General features: G+C 70.9%; 18 protein-coding genes and 1 tRNA gene. 7 read left to right on the top strand and 12 right to left on the bottom strand.

The window, feature by feature from the left end; translation table 11 throughout:
* Positions 1-36 precede the first annotated feature (36 nt).
* Positions 37-882 (bottom strand): oxidoreductase, encoded by an 846-nt coding sequence (locus tag ABD733_RS17015; RefSeq protein WP_344798440.1) that lies wholly within the window; start codon positions 880-882, stop codon positions 37-39.
* Positions 883-1,119: 237 nt separating this feature from the next.
* Here ABD733_RS17015 and ABD733_RS17020 point away from each other — a divergent pair, with 237 nt between their 5' ends.
* From ABD733_RS17020 to ABD733_RS17035, 4 genes are all read left to right on the top strand, one after another.
* Positions 1,120-2,547 (top strand): DUF6421 family protein, encoded by a 1,428-nt coding sequence (locus ABD733_RS17020; RefSeq protein WP_344798442.1) that lies wholly within the window; start codon positions 1,120-1,122, stop codon positions 2,545-2,547.
* Entirely contained in the window at positions 2,544-3,185 is a 642-nt protein-coding gene (locus tag ABD733_RS17025; protein ID WP_344798444.1) for an SDR family NAD(P)-dependent oxidoreductase, read from the top strand. The genes ABD733_RS17020 and ABD733_RS17025 overlap by 4 nt, the downstream gene beginning before the upstream one ends.
* Positions 3,182-4,237, top strand: coding sequence for a threonine aldolase family protein (locus tag ABD733_RS17030; protein WP_344798446.1), 1,056 nt, complete (start codon positions 3,182-3,184; stop codon positions 4,235-4,237). The genes ABD733_RS17025 and ABD733_RS17030 overlap by 4 nt, the downstream gene beginning before the upstream one ends.
* Before the next feature lie 165 nt (positions 4,238-4,402).
* Complete coding sequence (locus tag ABD733_RS17035) at positions 4,403-4,984, top strand: hypothetical protein (protein WP_344798448.1); 582 nt, start codon at positions 4,403-4,405, stop codon at positions 4,982-4,984.
* 64 nt (positions 4,985-5,048) lie between these two features.
* Here the strand turns inward: ABD733_RS17035 and ABD733_RS17040 are convergent, their stop codons facing one another.
* A complete protein-coding gene (locus ABD733_RS17040) occupies positions 5,049-5,264 on the bottom strand; it encodes a hypothetical protein (protein ID WP_344798450.1) in 216 nt (71 codons plus the stop codon).
* Between the two features lie 240 nt (positions 5,265-5,504).
* Between ABD733_RS17040 and ABD733_RS17045 the strand changes: the two genes are divergently transcribed.
* Together ABD733_RS17045 and phoA are read left to right on the top strand one after the other, a co-directional pair.
* The gene (locus tag ABD733_RS17045; RefSeq protein WP_344798452.1) at positions 5,505-5,858 is read left to right on the top strand and encodes a helix-turn-helix domain-containing protein; all 354 of its coding nucleotides are present in this window, start codon (positions 5,505-5,507) and stop codon (positions 5,856-5,858) included.
* A gap of 148 nt (positions 5,859-6,006) precedes the next feature.
* Positions 6,007-7,710 (top strand): alkaline phosphatase, encoded by a 1,704-nt coding sequence (gene phoA, locus ABD733_RS17050; protein WP_344798454.1) that lies wholly within the window; start codon positions 6,007-6,009, stop codon positions 7,708-7,710.
* Positions 7,711-7,786: 76 nt separating this feature from the next.
* Here phoA and ABD733_RS17055 read toward each other — a convergent pair whose 3' ends face one another.
* Entirely contained in the window at positions 7,787-7,957 is a 171-nt protein-coding gene (locus ABD733_RS17055) for an antitoxin (protein WP_344798456.1), read from the bottom strand.
* A 276-nt stretch (positions 7,958-8,233) separates the two neighbouring features.
* On the opposite strand from ABD733_RS17055, the gene ABD733_RS17060 reads away from it, so the two are divergent.
* Positions 8,234-9,781, top strand: coding sequence for a serine/threonine-protein kinase (locus ABD733_RS17060; protein WP_344798458.1), 1,548 nt, complete (start codon positions 8,234-8,236; stop codon positions 9,779-9,781).
* 207 nt (positions 9,782-9,988) lie between these two features.
* Here ABD733_RS17060 and ABD733_RS17065 read toward each other — a convergent pair.
* The 9 genes from ABD733_RS17065 to ABD733_RS17105 form a co-directional block, all read right to left on the bottom strand.
* Positions 9,989-10,060 (bottom strand) — tRNA-Arg (locus ABD733_RS17065).
* 39 nt (positions 10,061-10,099) lie between these two features.
* Entirely contained in the window at positions 10,100-10,258 is a 159-nt protein-coding gene (locus ABD733_RS17070; protein WP_344798460.1) for a YqaE/Pmp3 family membrane protein, read from the bottom strand.
* A gap of 38 nt (positions 10,259-10,296) precedes the next feature.
* Positions 10,297-10,515, bottom strand: coding sequence for a hypothetical protein (locus ABD733_RS17075; protein WP_344798462.1), 219 nt, complete (start codon positions 10,513-10,515; stop codon positions 10,297-10,299).
* 59 nt (positions 10,516-10,574) lie between these two features.
* Entirely contained in the window at positions 10,575-11,393 is an 819-nt protein-coding gene (aqpZ, locus tag ABD733_RS17080) for an aquaporin Z (RefSeq protein ID WP_344798464.1), read from the bottom strand.
* Complete coding sequence (locus tag ABD733_RS17085; protein WP_344798466.1) at positions 11,383-11,781, bottom strand: phage holin family protein; 399 nt, start codon at positions 11,779-11,781, stop codon at positions 11,383-11,385. Before ABD733_RS17085 ends, aqpZ begins: the two co-directional genes overlap by 11 nt.
* Complete coding sequence (locus tag ABD733_RS17090) at positions 11,778-12,278, bottom strand: Asp23/Gls24 family envelope stress response protein (RefSeq protein ID WP_344798468.1); 501 nt, start codon at positions 12,276-12,278, stop codon at positions 11,778-11,780. Before ABD733_RS17090 ends, ABD733_RS17085 begins: the two co-directional genes overlap by 4 nt.
* A gap of 175 nt (positions 12,279-12,453) precedes the next feature.
* On the bottom strand, positions 12,454-12,972 hold the full coding sequence (locus ABD733_RS17095) for an HNH endonuclease (protein ID WP_344798470.1): 519 nt from the start codon (positions 12,970-12,972) through the stop codon (positions 12,454-12,456).
* Positions 12,973-13,448: 476 nt separating this feature from the next.
* Positions 13,449-14,366 (bottom strand): C40 family peptidase, encoded by a 918-nt coding sequence (locus tag ABD733_RS17100; protein ID WP_344798472.1) that lies wholly within the window; start codon positions 14,364-14,366, stop codon positions 13,449-13,451.
* Between the two features lie 236 nt (positions 14,367-14,602).
* On the bottom strand, positions 14,603-15,295 hold the full coding sequence (locus tag ABD733_RS17105; protein WP_344798474.1) for an iron-dependent transcriptional repressor DtxR: 693 nt from the start codon (positions 15,293-15,295) through the stop codon (positions 14,603-14,605).
* Between the last annotated feature and the right edge of the window lies 1 nt (position 15,296).

The following is a 15,296-nucleotide window of genomic DNA, read 5'->3' on the forward strand; positions in this document are numbered from 1 at the left end:
CGGGCCAGTGCGGCGGCGCGCTAGCGCGCCAGCGGGTCAGGCGGCGGGCGCGTCGAACCCGGTGCTGCGGCTCGTCGACTCCCACTCGGCGCGCTCGTCGCGCATCGTGTCGAGCACGGTGCCGAAGCCCTCGAAGGCGTCGTCGCCGAGGAGGAGCATGCTCGGCGCGCGCCCGCTCTCGACGACGGCGATCATCGCCTCGGCGGCCCGGTCGGGGTCGCCGGCCTGCGTGCCGTGCGCGGTGTCGTTCTCCTTGCGGCGCTTCCCGGCGGTGTCGGCGTAGTCGGCGATCGCCTCGGCCGACTGGGTGAGCGAGCGGCCGGCGAAGTCGGTACGGAAGCCGCCCGGCTCGACCGAGAACGCAGTGATCCCTAGCGGCGCGACCTCCTTGCGGAGCGACACCGTCATCGCCTCGAGCGCGGCCTTCGTCGCCGCGTAGTAGCCCGACCCCTCGGGCGAGATGCGGGCGCCGATCGACGAGATGTTGACGATGGTGCCGGAGCGCCGACCCCGCATCGAGGGCAGGATGGCGCGGATCATGGCGACGGCGCCGAAGAAGTTCGTGTCGAACAGGGCCTGCACGTCGGCCGGGTCGCCCTCCTCGACCGCTGCGCGGTAGCCGTAGCCGGCGTTGTTCACGAGCACGTCCACCTCGCCGAAGCGGTCGATGGCCGCCTCGACCGCGCGGGTGATCTGGGCGGGGTCGGTGACGTCGAGCGCGAGCGCGAGCGCCGTGTCGGGGTTGGCGCTCTCGAGATCCTGCACCTTCGAGACGTCTCGCGCGGTGACGACGGCGCGGTCGCCCCGCTTCAGGACGGCCTCGGCGAGCGAGCGCCCGAGTCCGGTCGAGCAGCCGGTGATGAACCAGGTGGATGCGGGCATGGAGTCTCTCCTTCGACGACGGGAACCCGTCCAGTCAACAACCGCCGCGCCTCGGCTGGCAGGCACCGGCAGTGCCTCCCGCCCGGTGGCGCGAATGAAAACGGCGACTCGCGCACGAATCGTGCGTCACGGCGGCGCCCTGCGGCAGCTCCTTGCGCGGGTGATGGTGCGACGCGCGATCCTCCCCGATACTGGCCGGAACCAAGCAGTTCTCATTCAGCGATCGGAGGTCGAACCATGTCACAGGCAGCGAGAGTCACGCGCCCCGCCATCATCGGTGAACCCGAGGTCGTCGAGGACGCCCGCACCTCCGCCGCGTGGCTCGACCTGAAGGCCGCCGCGATCGCGCTTCAGAGCCTGCAGGCTCAGGACGGCGCCGTGCCCGACGAGGCAGCCCATGCCGAGGCGACAAGCCTCGTGCGCAGGATCACGTCGGCGATCGCGATCCTGACCCCCGCCTTCGAGCACGACCGCGCGTACCTCGAGCGGCTCGTCGTCGACTTCGACCGCTGGGCCGGGTCGGGCTTCGGGGTGCCCGACTTCCACGACTCGCTGGTCGCCTTCCACCCGCAGCGCGACCGCGTCGACGGGCTGCGGCACCTGGTCGTGTTCCCCATGTACACGCAGAACGGCAGCACGTCGCGGCTCGTCGAGGCCGTGATCGTCGAGGTGATCTGGCCGGAGTTCGTCGCCGAGCTGGAGGCGGGCGAGTACTCGAACGCCCTGTTCGTGCCGATCCGGTTCGTCGACTTCACGTCCGGCTACGACACGAACTCTGCCGTGCTGTTCCCGGAGTCCGTCGCGATGCGCGAGATCCCGACGTTCACCTGGGGGGCGATCTTCGCCGACCGGGAGGCGGCGCGGTTCCGGCGGGTGCTCCGGGCGGCGTCCGAGATCACCAAGCTGGAGCTGCCGACCGATGCCGCGAGGCTCCTCGACGACCAGCGTCTGGCCGAGGAGACCTTCGTGATGTGGGACCTCATCCACGACCGCACGCACATGCGCGGCGACCTCCCCTTCGACCCGTTCATGATCAAGCAGCGCATGCCGTTCTTCCTCTACTCGCTCGAGGAGCTCCGCTGCGACCTGACCGCCTACCGCGAGGCCGTCCGCCTGACCCGGAGCGACGACACCGACGACCTCACCCGCGAGCGCGCGCAGCTCGTGCAGTACGCGGTCCTGTTCGACCGCATCTTCCGGTTCGCGATCACCGGCTCGCGGGTGCGCAACTACGACGGGGTCGGCGGGCAGCTCCTCTTCGCCTGGCTGCACCAGCACCACGTCCTGCACTGGACCGACACGCGGCTCGCCATCGACTGGGACGAGGTGCCCGACGTGATCGTGGCCCTCGGCACGGCGATCGACGAGCTCTACTGGAAGTCGATCGACCGCCCGAAGGTCGCGCACTGGCTCGCCGCCTACGACCTCGTGTCGGCGACCCTCACGCCGCACCCGGCTTCCGCGTGGGCGAAGCGCGACCTGCCGCTCGACGGCCCGCCGAAGGGCTACACCGACCGCGTCCTCGACGACGAGTTCCCGCTCAGCATGTTCTACGAGGCGCTCTCGAAGAAGATGACGACGGTCATCGAGTCGACGGCCGGGATCACTGGCAGCACGCCCGACCTCGACGCCCCGCGCGCCGAGTCCGCCGTCGTCGCCGCATGAGCGTCGTCGTCGTCACCGGTGCGACGGGCGACGCGGGCCGGGCGGTCTGCAGCGCGCTGCTGACCGCCGGGCACCTCGTCGTCGCCGTCGGGACCGACGCCGAGCGGCTCTCGTCCGTCGACGCGTCGTCCCGGCACGTCGTCGAGCTCACCGACGAGGGGGCCGCCCGCGCCCTGGCCGACGCCGTCCGAGCCGAGTTCGGCCCGGCCGACGGGGTGGTCCACCTGGTCGGCGGCTGGCGCGGCGGGCAGGGCGACGCCGACTTCGTGTGGCTGGAGCGCAGGATCCTGACGACCCTCCGCCACGTGACGCTCGCCTTCCACGACGACCTGACCTCCTCCGAGCACGGGCGCCTCGTCGTGATCGGCTCCGCCAGCGCCGAGAAGCCCACCTGGAGCAACGCCGCCTACGCCACCGTCAAGTCGGCCGCCGACGCGTGGGTGCAGGCGCTCGCCTCGGGCTGGCGCAAGGCCGGTCGCGCCGCAGCCGTCACGCTCGTCGTGAAGGCGATCGGCGACGACGGGACCTCCCCAGGCGCGTTGGCCGACGCGATCCTGCCCCTCTGGTCGCGGAGCGCCGCAGAGCTGAACGGCGCCCGCATCGACCTCACCCCGCCCACGAAAGGCACTGACCGATGACCCGACTCCACGACGCCTCCTGGCGCGGATTCGCCTCCGACAACTACGCGGGGACGCATCCCGAGATCCTGGAGGCGATCGCGGACGCGAACGGCGGCCACCAGATCGCCTACGGCGAGGACGTCTACACCGAGCACCTGCAGCAGGTCGTGAAGGGGCACTTCGGCGACACCGCCGAGGCCTTCCCGGTCTTCAACGGCACCGGTGCCAACGTCACCGCGCTGACCTCGATGCTCCCTCGGTGGGGCGCCGTCGTGGCCACGAGCACCGCGCACATCCACACCGACGAGAACGGCGCTCCCGAGCGGATCTCAGGGCTCAAGCTGCTCACCGTCCCGACGCCCGACGGGAAGCTCACCCCCGACCTGATCGACGTGGAGGCCTGGGGCTGGGGCGACGAGCACCGGGCACAGCCGCTCGCCGTCAGCATCACGCAGACCACCGAGCTCGGCACGCTCTACACGCCGGCCGAGGTCCGCGCGATCGCCGACCACGTGCACTCGCGCGGCATGACGCTGCACATGGACGGCGCCCGCATCTCGAACGCCGCAGCCGCCCTCGGCGTGCCGTTCCGGGAGTTCACCACCGACGCGGGCGTCGACGTCGTCAGCTTCGGCGGCACGAAGAACGGCCTCCTCTACGGCGAGATGGTGCTCGCGCTCACCCCCGAGGCCGTCGACGGGCTGATCTACCTCCGGAAGCTCAACATGCAGCTCGCCTCGAAGATGCGCTTCGTGTCGGCGCAGTTCATCGCGCTGCTCGAGGGCGACCTCTGGCTGCGGTCGGCGCAGCACGCCAACGCGATGGCGGCGAGACTTCGCGACAAGCTCGAGTCGTCGCGGTTCCAGGGCCTCGGCTTCACGCAGAAGACGCAGGCCAACGCCGTGTTCGCCACTCTCGACAACGCGGTGGCCGACAGGATCCGCGAGCGCGTCCGCTTCTACGACTGGGACCGCGCCCGCGGCGAGGTCCGCTGGATGGCGGCCTTCGACACGACGGAGGACGACGTCGACCGGTTCGTCGCCGTCATCCAGGAGGAGCTCGGGCGGTAGAGCCTCTCGCTCCCCTGCTCCGGCGGGTCGCGTCGGCGTGGGCACCAGTCCGCGGACTGGTGCCCACGCCGTCCCGCGGCGCCGATCCCGGCGCCCACCCCCGCGGGTCGCACCGCCCGCGCCCGCACGGGCCGGTAGCGTTGTCGGCCCACGGAAGGGTGTGCGATGACCGAGTTGGACGAAGCGATCGAGCGGTTCGCGAGGCCGCGGCGCGGCGTCGAGGCCGTGCCGGAGGAGTCCGACGAGGTCGCCGGCGGCTGGGCGTTCCAGTCGCTGCTGGCCGAGACCGTCATCCAGCTCCGGCGCCGCGGTATCGAGCCCGTGGAGACCGTGATGGTCGGGCGCGGAGCCTCGGGAGCCAGCGTCTACAAGTCGGTCGCCCCGTGCTGGCCGCTCGAGATCTTCGCCCTCACCTCGCGCGGCGTCGCCCTGCCGTACTCGATGCTCACCACGTCGATCCCGGGCCTCGAGGAGCGCCCCCGCATCGACTCGCCGCTCGTCTGCGTCCGCCCGACACCGATCGCGGTCGGCCCGGGCGCGCACGACGTCGAGGTCAACCGGCGCGGACAGCTCCTCTGGCGGTGGGCTCAGCGCTCCGACGGGCAGCCGCAGCCCTGGACCACCGGGTTCCGCAGCCGCTTCGAGGCGAACTGGTCGGAGTCGCGCCCGGGTCCTCTCGCCGAGCCGATCGCCTTCGCGATCGTCGATCACGTCGACAGCAGGATCGAGCGCGGCGTCCTGCACTGACCCGAGTCGCCGGCGCCGCCGCACCCGTCCTCAGCGCGCCCCTCAGACCGCAGGCGCGAGCCGCTCAGACCGCGGGCGCCAGCCGCTCCCGGATCGCATCGAAGGCCGCGACCGCCTCGGCCTCCGTGAGGCGGTGCTCCGACGCGGCGCTCGAGACGTTGAGCAGCCGGAGGTGCAGCTGCGCCCGGTCGGCGGCGGGCAGGTGCACGGCGCGGTCGAGGGCGGTGACGGTGGCGAGGCGGGCGGCGATGATCCTGCCGCTGGTGGTGATGGTGGGCATTGCGACTTCTCTCTGCCGCAGCGGCTTCGTCGCCGTCGCGGGTCTCGCGTGGACGCCGCGGCCGGGCTTCATCGCCGGGCCGTGACGGGGGCGCTTTCGGGGCACCCCGTGGTGGTCGTTCTCTGCGACCGGGAGCCTGGTGAGGGGCTCCGTGGTCGACGTCCTGACGGTACACCTCCCCGCCGACAGGATGCGCGCGACTCCACCACGACGGACACCTCGGCGACCTATGATGCGTTCATGGCGAGATCGACGGGCGACGGCGTGAAGCTCTCGCGTCGGCAGGCCCAGATCCTGGAGGGCATCGGCCGGGGCAACACCTACCGGGTGCTCGCCGAGAAGCTCGCGATCAGTCCGGCGACCGTGTCGTACCACGTCGGTCAGCTCCAGATGCGGCTCCGCACACCGACGCTCCCTGCGCTGATCGGGCTGGCGATCGTCTCGGGGATCCTGTCGAGCGACCAGTTCCCGCTCGAGTGGACCGGCAACCTCGTGGTCTCCGACTCCCTCATCCCCGACGGGCTGCTGCCCGACCCGACCGACGCGGCCGGGCTCGACGCGGCCGGGCTCGACGCGGCCCCGCCCGAGGTCTGACCGGCGACGTCTGGCGCCTGGACGCCGCCCGGTCCGCAGTCAACCCGAAGTTCGCCCCCTGTGCGCGGACCGTTCATCTCCTATCACTTCTTCTAGTCGAGGCTGGACGTGTGCCCCAGAGAGGGGGCATCCCGATCAGGAGACTGAAGTGAAAACAGCTGCAACAACCAGCGCCCGTGGGCGCCGCCGCATCGTGACCATCGGCGTCGGCATCGTGACCGCCGCCGTCCTGCTCCCCGGGGCCGCCTTCGCCGGCGCCGGAGTCGCCCTCTCGCAGAACGGCGGCGCCGCGCGCCACGTCGGCGACCAGACCGGCGACGTCCGCGCCGCCATCAAGAACTCCACCGCCAAGAACGTCATATTCCTGCTCGGCGACGGCATGGGCGACTCCGAGATCACCGTCGCGCGCAACTACGCCTACGGCGCCGCCGGCCGCCTGCCCGGCCTCGACGCCCTGCCGCTCACCGGCTCGTACACCACCTACTCGCTCTACAAGGACGGCGCGAACAAGGGCAAGCCCGACTACGTCACCGACTCCGCGGCGTCCGGCAGCGGCTGGTCGACCGGCACCAAGACGTACGACGGCGCCATCTCGGTCGACATCGACGGCACCCCGCAGGCGACCCTCACCGAGATCGCCAAGGCCAACGGCCTGCGCACCGGCGACGTCTCGACCGCCGAGATCCAGGATGCGACGCCCGCCGTCCAGGTCGCGCACGTGAAGGACCGCGGCTGCTACGGCCCCGACACCGCCGCCTGCGGCACCGACGCGCTGGCCCTCGGCGGCCTCGGCTCGATCAGCGAGCAGCTGCTGAACACCCGCCCCGACGTAACCCTCGGCGGCGGCCAGACCAGCTTCGGCCAGACCGCGAAGGCCGGCCAGTACGCGGGTCAGACCCTGTTCGACCAGGCCTCCTCGCGCGGCTACCAGGTCGTCCAGGACGCAGCCGCCCTCAAGGCCGTGAAGACCGCCGACCAGAAGAAGCCGGTCCTCGGCCTCTTCACGCCGGGCAACTTCCCGACCCGCTACGCACCGACCGTCGCCACCGTCGGCGGTGCGAACGCCGCCCCGGTGACCTGCACGGCGAACCCCGACCGTCTGAGCACCGACCTGAGCCTGTCGAGCCTCACCAACAAGGCCATCTCGCTCCTGAACAAGCCGAAGAACGGCAAGGGCTTCTTCCTGCAGGTCGAGGGCGCCTCGATCGACAAGCAGGATCACGCCGCGAACGCCTGCGGTCAGATCGGTGAGACGCTCGACTTCGACGAGGCCATCCAGGCCGCGCTCGCCTTCGCCAAGAAGGACGGCAACACCCTCGTCATCGCCACCGCCGACCACGCCCACTCGAGCCAGATCGTCGACAACACGCCTCCCGCGACCCTGAGCACCGCGCTCACCACCGCGGACGGCACGACCATGAAGGTCGCCTACGGCACAGCCGCGGCCGGCGGTTCGCAGCAGCACACCGGCACGCAGGTCCGCATCGCGGCCTACGGCCCCGGCGCCGCCAATGTGGTGGGCCTGAGCGACCAGACCGACACCTTCTTCACGATGGCCCGCTCGCTCCGCCTCGACCGCGACACCGACCGCTTCAGCGCCTCGGCTCGCGCCACCGCGAACGACACCCGCCCGCGTCCGTCCGAGAAGATCACCGTGACCGGGACCCGCTTCGGCGGCGACCGCCAGGTGACGGCGACCGCAGGATCGACGGACCTCGGCACCTTCGACGTCATCGACGGCACCGTCGCGATCCGCTACACGGCGCCCGCTGCGACCGGCGACGTGGCAGTGACCCTGCACGGCGTGCAGAGCGACCGCAGCGCGGTCGTGAAGCTGCGCGTCACGAAGTAGCAGAGCGCTCGGCAGAGCGAAGGGCCCGCCGTCACGTCACCGTGGCGGCGGGCCCTTCTGGGCGCAGGATCTGCCCCTAGTCGCCGATCTTCGTGTCGGCGGCGTCGCCGGCCTTGTCGATCTTGTCGTCGAACTTCCCGCCGGTCTTGTCGGATGCGACGTCCTCCGCCTTGTCGATGCCCTTGTCGGTGGCCTGCTCGCCCTTGTCGCTGCTCGCGGCGTGCTTGGCCTGATCCATGAGTCCCATGTCGTGGTCCTTCCATTCACGGGCCCGCCCAGCGCGAGCCCGGTTCAGTCGACGCCGATCCTGCGCGCTCTGCCCCTTCTCGGCCGGACCGGTTGACAAGCTCGGGGGTCGCGGTGCGAAGCGAGCTGCCGGCATCGGCGCCACAGGACGGCGCAGGCACCCCGCCGCGGCGCGGTGCCGCTGCCGCCCTACCCCGCCGACGCCGCCCGCGCCCCGCGCAACCGCGGCCCCTCCCGCCCGATCCTCGGTAACCTGAGAGGAATTGCAAGGAGTCAGGTGAGCGACGATCGACAGCCCGGGGGCGATGGCGCCGAGAGCGCTGCTCCGCCGACGGTGATCGCCGGCCGCTACGAGCTCGGCGAGGTCCTCGGCCGCGGCGGCATGTCGACGGTCTACCGGGCGCGCGACCTCGTGCTCGGGCGGCAGGTCGCCGTGAAGGTGCTCGGTTCGCAGAGCAGCGATCCTGCGCTCGTCCGTCGCGAGAAGTCGGAGGTCGCCCTCCTCGCCTCGCTGAGCCACCACACCCTCGTCACGCTGTACGACGCCGAGGTCGCGCGCATCGACGGCGAGGAGCGCACCTACCTCGTGATGGAGATCGTCGACGGGCCGACGCTCGCCGCGCGCCTCGGGGAGGGCCCGATCCTGCGCCCCGACCTCGACCGCATGGTGGTCGACCTGGCCGAGGCGCTGCACGTCGTCCACACCGCCGGGATCGTGCACCGCGACATCAAGCCGGGCAACATCCTGCTGGCGCCGTCGCTCATTCCCGGCCGGGAGTTCTCGGCCAAGCTGGCCGACTTCGGCATCGCCTCGCTCGTGGACTCTACGCGAATGACCGTGACCGGCGCCGTCATCGGGACAGCCGCCTACCTCAGCCCCGAGCAGGCCCTCGGCGAGCGCGTCGGCACCGCGAGCGACATCTACTCCCTCGGCCTCGTGCTGCTCGAGGCGGCCACCGGCGTCCGCGAGTTCCAGGGGCCGATGATCGAGTCGCTCATGGCCCGCCTCAACCGCGACCCCGACGTGCCCGGCTCGCTCGGCTACGGGTACAAGTCGCTGCTGACCGCCATGACCGCGCGCGACCCAGCCGAGAGGCCGACCGCGCGCGAGGTGCTCGAGCGGGCTGTCGCGCTGACCGGCGAGGCGCCGGCTGCGGGCGGGGATGACGACGCCACTGTCGCGCTGCCTGGCGCCGGCGCTGCCGCGGGTGCTGCGGGTGCTGCGGCTGCTGCTGGCGGTGCCGCCGGGGCTGCTGCTGCCGATGCCCCGACGGTCGCGTTCCCGGCGACGGGCGCGCAGGATCAGCCCACCCGCGTCCTGCCCGCCTCCGCCGGCGCCGCGGCCTCGGACGCCCCCACCCGCGCCCTCCCGCCGCAGGCGTCCGTGTCACCTCGCGCCGCCGAGGCTCCCGACCGCCGTCGCGGCCGCCGCACCGCGTGGATCCTCGTCATCGCCGCCCTCGTCCTGGCAGCCATCGTCCTGGTTGCCTTCGCCCTGACCGACGGTTTCAACCTCGGCGGCTCCTCGCCTGCTCCGACGAGCCCGGCCACGAGCACCGCTCCCGTGCCGAGAACCACGGCGCAACCTGCTCCTGCTGCGACCACGCCGAACGCTCCGAGCACCCCGTCGCCCTCGGAGTCGCCTGACGACTCCCCGAGCACACCGGCCGTCACCGCCCCGCCCGTCGTTACTCCCCCAGCCGAGGTCACCCAACCCGCTGCCCCCACGGCGCCCGGAAACAGCGGCAAGGGCAACGGCAACGGCAACGGCCCCGACAAGGGCAACGGCCCCGGCAAGACGAAGGGCCCGGGCAAGGCGAAGTAGCCCGGTGCCGTGCTCGTCTGCGCCGCTTCTCGGCCACGGCACCGCGCCGCGGCGCGGTGCCTCCGCCGATAGACGGCGCCATTCGGCGAACCACGGCGGCGACAGCAGCGCCAGCAGGACCTCGCGCCGCGTCTCCCCACGAACACCGCGTCGCGCCGTACCGCGACGCCCTGCGTCACACGTGACGCGCTGCCCCACGCCGAGTAGTGCCCCTGGAGGGACTCGAACCCCCAACCCTTTCCTTAGGACGGAACTGCTCTTCCATTGAGCTACAGAGGCTGACCCGACCAGCCTACCGAAAGTGCTGGCCGGGGCGAATCAGTCGCGGGTGACGCGGTAGATGCCGTAGATCACGCCGGGCACGTGCCCGAGCAGCTGCAGCAGGAAAGCCCACAGCACGTGCAGGTTCGGGCCCTCCTTGATCAGCACCGCGACGAACGGGAAGAAGAAGCAGAGGACGATGAGCAGGATCTTCATGGTGGTTGCCTTTCCGATCAGGAACGGGGAGGGGAGGGTCAGCCGCGACGCGACGCGAGATCCTGCGCCTTGGCGGTGAGGTTCTTGACGAGCTTCTTGCGGGCCTTGGTGGTCTTCGGGTCCTTCCAGAGCCGCTCGGCCTGGGCGCGCAGCGTCTCGGGCTGCTTGCCCTTCGACTTCACCGGGCGGTGGGAGCGGGCTCCACGGTAGTAGATGACAGCGGCGATGAGGCCGACGACGATGATCTTGTTTCGCATGGCGATCTTCTCTCTGAGGTGGTCTAGCGGGTGGACGTGGTCTAGCGGGTGGACGTGGTCTAGCGGGTGGCGGCGGTCTCGACCGAGAGCGTGAGCGCCCTCGTCCGGGAGAGCTGGCGGTGCAGGATGCCGGCGATCGCAGCACCGACGAGGGGCGCGACGATGAAGACCCACACCTGCGCGAGCGCGGTCGGCCCGCCGTAGAGCGCGGTCGCGATGGAGCGCGCCGGGTTCACGGAGGTGTTGCTGACCGGGATGCTGATCAGGTGGATGAGGGTCAGCGTGAGGCCGATCCCGAGGCCGGCGACCGCCTTGTACTCGGCCTTGGCCGTGATCGACAGGATCACGGTGACGAAGACGCCGGTCAGGATGATCTCGGTCAGCACGACCGCACCGATCCCGAAGCCGCCGGGTGAGGCGCTGCCGAAGCCGTTCGACGCGAACCCGCTCGACTCCGCCTTCGCGAGGTAGCCGACCGGGCCGCTGCGGGCGATGACGGTCAGCGCGCTCGAGGCGATGATGCCGCCGACGAGCTGCGCGACGATGTAGCCGGGCACGTGGCGCCACTCGGTGCGTCCGGCGACGGCGAGGCCGACGGTGACGGCCGGGTTGAAGTGGCCGCCCGAGATGTGGCCGACGGTGTAGATGCCCGCCATGACGGTGAGGCCGAAGGCGAGGGCGACGCCGAGGAACCCGACTCCGAGCGTGTTCTGCTGGGTCGGGAACGCCGACGCGAAGACGGCGGTGCCCACTCCTCCGAAGACGAGCAGGAAGGTGCCGAAGACCTCCGCGAGGAGCCTCGAGCTGGTGGGGTAGGTCTGCGCCTCCTGCTTCCGCTGCTCAGCGGTGGAGCGGCTGACCGGACGATCAGTGTTCATGGGATGTCGCTTTCGTGAGGGTGTCTCTGGGGAGGGGCGGCACGCCTCGGCCGATGCTGCGGATGCCGACGGACAGCAGGATCGCGGCCGCCACGGCGAAGACGAGGAGCGTCACGGCGAGCGACGCCCACATCGTCAGCGAGAGGGCCAGGAGGGCGACGATCAGGGCCGCGAGGAGGCCGAGGGCCACGAGGGCGAGGACTCCGCCGACGACGGCCAGGATCACGCCCCGCTTCGCACCGGTGACGCGATCGCCGATCTCCGACTTCGCCGCCCCGATCTCGTCGCGGACCGCGCGGAGAAGAGGCTCGAGGGCCTTCTGCGCGATGCCCGCGCCGAATCCCTGAGCGCCTGCCGACTCGCCCGCCGTGGCCTGGCGGTCGGTCACTCGACGCGCGCGGTCGACTCGTCCGCGTCGTTGTCGTCCGAGGGGATGTGGACGTCGGAGATGGTCACGTTGACCTCGGTGACCTCCATGCCGACGACGGTGGAGATGGCGTCGGTGACGGCGGCGCGGACGCTGTCGGCGAGCTTCTGGAGGGCGACGGGGTACTCGGCGACGATGACGATGTCGGCGGCGACCTGCTTCTCGCCGACCTCGACCTTGATGCCCTGGCCGCGGTCCTGCTGGTTGATGGCGTTGCGGATGGCACCGATGGCGCGGGCGGCGCCGCCTCCGAGGTCGTGGACCCCGGGGACCTCGCGGGCGGCGATGCCGGCGACCTTCTCGACGACGCCCTCGGCGATCGTGTTGGTGCCCTCGGCGTCCTGAGCGGCGTGCCCGGCGGCAGACCCGGTGGGGCGGGTCGTCGAGGCAGGCCTCGACGACGTCGACGGGGTGCCGATGACGGCGGACGGGCTGGGGGCGGCGCTGTGGTTGCTCATGGTTCTCTCCTGAACGGGATGCCTGCACCCCGGCGACCGGGGTGCTGCGCCCGACCGGGCGCACACCATTCAGACGGGAGCGCGCCCGGGGGCGTCATGTTCGTTCAGAGAAGGATCAGGATTCTGCGCCGGGGTGGCGCTTTACGGCCAGCAGGAGCGCCGCCGCGGCCCCGGTTCAGCCCGCGAGCTCGAGCGGGTGGTTGCGCCACGGCTCGGTGAACTCGGCCCAGCTCGGCTCCTTCCAGCGCTGACTGATCAGCGTGGCGAGGTTCGGCGCGGGCTCGCGCAGCTCGAAGGGCAGCTTCCAGCCGAGCTCGCTGAGCAGCTTGTCGGCCTTCTTGTTGTTGCACTTCGTGCAGGCCACGACGACGTTCCCCCACGTGTTCGTGCCGCCTCGGGCACGGGGCACGACGTGGTCGAGCGTGTTCCCGTGCTTGAAGCAGTACGCGCAGGTGTAGTCGTACATCTCGAGGACCGCCCGGCGCGTGAGCGGGATCGACCGCCTCGGGATCCTGATGAACTGTCGGAGCAGGATGACGTCCGGCTCGACCAGCGACTCGGTCACGCTGTGCACGATCCGGTCGCTCTCGGACAGGATCGACGCCTTCCCGTTTATCACGAGCAGGAGCGCGCGGCGCGAGGCGACCACGGCGATCGGCTCGTAGCTGGCGTTCAGGACGAGCGTGCGGCTCATGCCGACACCTCGCGGCCGGGCAGAGCGCAGCGGATCAGGGGGCTGGTGAGCACTCCGGGAGTGCCCGTGGAGAGACGACGCATTGGTTCCCTTTCGAAGAGACCCGGACGGCTTCCGGGTATTCGATCTCGGCAGCAGGGCTGGCGCTCAGGGGGTGCTCCACGAAAAAAGCACCGTCACGGTGCGTGACGGTGCTCAGTCGTGGGCGCTGGAGCGCACACCCGAATGGTGCACGCTTTGGCGCGTAGTCTGTATGGCACAGCTCAGCAGCGTACCCATGGTGCGGGCGGCGTCTGAGTGGCTCAACGGATCTCCTGGTCGTTCGTCTGACTGCGTGGGCTCAGATTACGTCACGCCGCCGACATCGGCCACACCCGCGCGTAACGGTTTACAGGACGTTCACGAACGACGACGGCCCTCCCCGGGAGTCGGGGAGGGCCGTCGGCGAGCGCTGTGAAGCGCGCAGGATCAGCGGGCTACTTGATGCCGAATCGCACGAAGTGCACGTCGGAGGTCCAGAGCGGGCGGACGCTGACGCGGCCACCGGGCTTGGGCGCGTCGAGGATCATCCCGTTGCCGGCGTAGAAGCCGTCGTGCGAGCCGTTGTTCAGCACGACGATGTCGCCGGGCTCGGCGTCGGCCTGCGAGATCGTGGTGCCGGCGGCGGACTGCAGCGGCACGGAGTGCGCCAGCGAGATGCCGTACTGCGCGTAGACGTACATGACGAAGCCGGAGCAGTCGAAGCCCGACGGTGTGGCGCCGCCGAAGACGTAGGGGGTGCCGACGTACTTCAGAGCCGTCTGGTAGACGGCGGCGAGGCTGAACGCAGGATGCGACGGGTCGGCCAGGTAGTCGGACGCGGTCTTGCCGGAGTACGCGGTGCTCGCGGCGAAGCTGGCGCGGGCGGTGGTGGCCGCGGCCGACTGCGAGGCGGTGAGCGTCGAGGCGGTCGTCGTTGTGGGGGTGACGACCTTCTTCACGACCGGGAGGGTCGTGGTGTAGTCGTCACGGGCGACGCTGGCGTCGGCGACGGAGCCGCCGACGGCGACCGACTGGGCGCCGTTGGCGCGGACCGAGTTGAGCGCGGCGGTGGCCGACGACGAGCCGTTCGACGAGGAGCTCGGGTTGAGCGCGAAGGCGGGGAGGGCCATCGTGCCGATGAGACCGGCGGTCAGCGTCATGACGACGACCGAGACGGCGGTCTTCTTCGCGCCGGGACGAGCGGCCTTGACCTGGGCCCGGTCGGCGTCGCGGGCTGCGCGGCGTGTGGCCGGAACAGCGACCGAGGTCGTCACGGTGTCGATGGGACCCGTGCGGATCGGATCGGTGCGGGGTGTCGACCGGCGGGCGACGAGCGTGCTCGTGCTGGAGGTCGGGATGATGCCGTTGGTCAAGAGTGGGTCTCTCCTGCGCCTCGACACACGTCTGGACCCAAAGGCCCAGCCGCCTGCCCCATCCCGTTCGTCGGATCAACGACTCACAGCAAGAGATGGGGAATGAGACGTCTTGCCACGGGCCCGGCAACCGGCTTCTGTGGTTGTTCGGACTTGGCGAGCGTACCGGAGTACGACCCCCATGTCATCCTGAAGGAGGATGTTTGTAACGAAAAGGTAAAGGCGCCTGAACGATCTCAGACAGAGAGGTAGATGTGCGCCGCGACGTCGCTGGAGAGCTCGATCGCGTCGTCGTACCCCTCCACCCGGACCGAGACATACGAGCCCGCCGCAGCGATCGTGGCGACGTTGCCGGGCTGTACCCCGTTGTCGTGGAGCTGCTGCAGGAACTCGGGTTCGAACTGGACGGGCTCCGCCAGCCGGCGGATCGTTCCTGACTTTCCGCTGGGATTCTGCGCCGCGACGTCGACGATCGACACGACACCGTCCATGAAGCGGCCGGCGGGCATGTCGCCGAGCTCGTCGAGCCCCGGGATCGGGTTGCCGTAGGGCGACTCCGTCGGGTGGTCGAGCATCTCGAGCAGACGGCGCTCGACCTGCTCGCTCATGACGTGCTCCCAGCGGCAGGCCTCCTCGTGGACGAGGGCCCAGTCGAGGCCGATCACGTCGGCCAGGAGGCGCTCCGCGAGACGGTGCTTGCGGATCACATGCGTCGCCTTGGTGCGGCCGGCGGTGGTCAGCTCGAGGTGGCGGTCGCCGGAGACGACGACGAGGCCGTCGCGCTCCATGCGGGCGATGGTCTGCGAGACGGTGGGGCCCGAGTGACCGAGCCTCTCGGAGATCCTGGCCCGGAGGGGCACGATGTTCTCCTCTTCGAGATCGAGGATCGTGCGAAGGTACATCTCGGTGGTGTCTACGAGATCGGTCAAC

The organism is Frondihabitans peucedani, from assembly GCF_039537585.1.
Taxonomy (GTDB): domain Bacteria; phylum Actinomycetota; class Actinomycetes; order Actinomycetales; family Microbacteriaceae; genus Frondihabitans; species Frondihabitans peucedani.

Bases quoted from the DNA above. Each gene is read 5' to 3' on its own strand.
- ABD733_RS17015 (WP_344798440.1), bottom strand. From the start codon at position 882: ATGCCCGCATCCACCTGGTTCATCACCGGCTGCTCGACCGGACTCGGG.
- ABD733_RS17070 (WP_344798460.1), bottom strand. From the start codon at position 10,258: ATGAAGATCCTGCTCATCGTCCTCTGCTTCTTCTTCCCGTTCGTCGCG.
- ABD733_RS17090 (WP_344798468.1), bottom strand. From the start codon at position 12,278: ATGAGCAACCACAGCGCCGCCCCCAGCCCGTCCGCCGTCATCGGCACC.
- ABD733_RS17095 (WP_344798470.1), bottom strand. From the start codon at position 12,972: ATGAGCCGCACGCTCGTCCTGAACGCCAGCTACGAGCCGATCGCCGTG.
- aqpZ (WP_344798464.1), bottom strand. From the start codon at position 11,393: ATGAACACTGATCGTCCGGTCAGCCGCTCCACCGCTGAGCAGCGGAAG.
- ABD733_RS17025 (WP_344798444.1), top strand. From the start codon at position 2,544: ATGAGCGTCGTCGTCGTCACCGGTGCGACGGGCGACGCGGGCCGGGCG.
- ABD733_RS17075 (WP_344798462.1), bottom strand. From the start codon at position 10,515: ATGCGAAACAAGATCATCGTCGTCGGCCTCATCGCCGCTGTCATCTAC.
- ABD733_RS17040 (WP_344798450.1), bottom strand. From the start codon at position 5,264: ATGCCCACCATCACCACCAGCGGCAGGATCATCGCCGCCCGCCTCGCC.
- ABD733_RS17055 (WP_344798456.1), bottom strand. From the start codon at position 7,957: ATGGGACTCATGGATCAGGCCAAGCACGCCGCGAGCAGCGACAAGGGC.
- ABD733_RS17030 (WP_344798446.1), top strand. From the start codon at position 3,182: ATGACCCGACTCCACGACGCCTCCTGGCGCGGATTCGCCTCCGACAAC.
- ABD733_RS17045 (WP_344798452.1), top strand. From the start codon at position 5,505: ATGGCGAGATCGACGGGCGACGGCGTGAAGCTCTCGCGTCGGCAGGCC.
- ABD733_RS17020 (WP_344798442.1), top strand. From the start codon at position 1,120: ATGTCACAGGCAGCGAGAGTCACGCGCCCCGCCATCATCGGTGAACCC.
- ABD733_RS17035 (WP_344798448.1), top strand. From the start codon at position 4,403: ATGACCGAGTTGGACGAAGCGATCGAGCGGTTCGCGAGGCCGCGGCGC.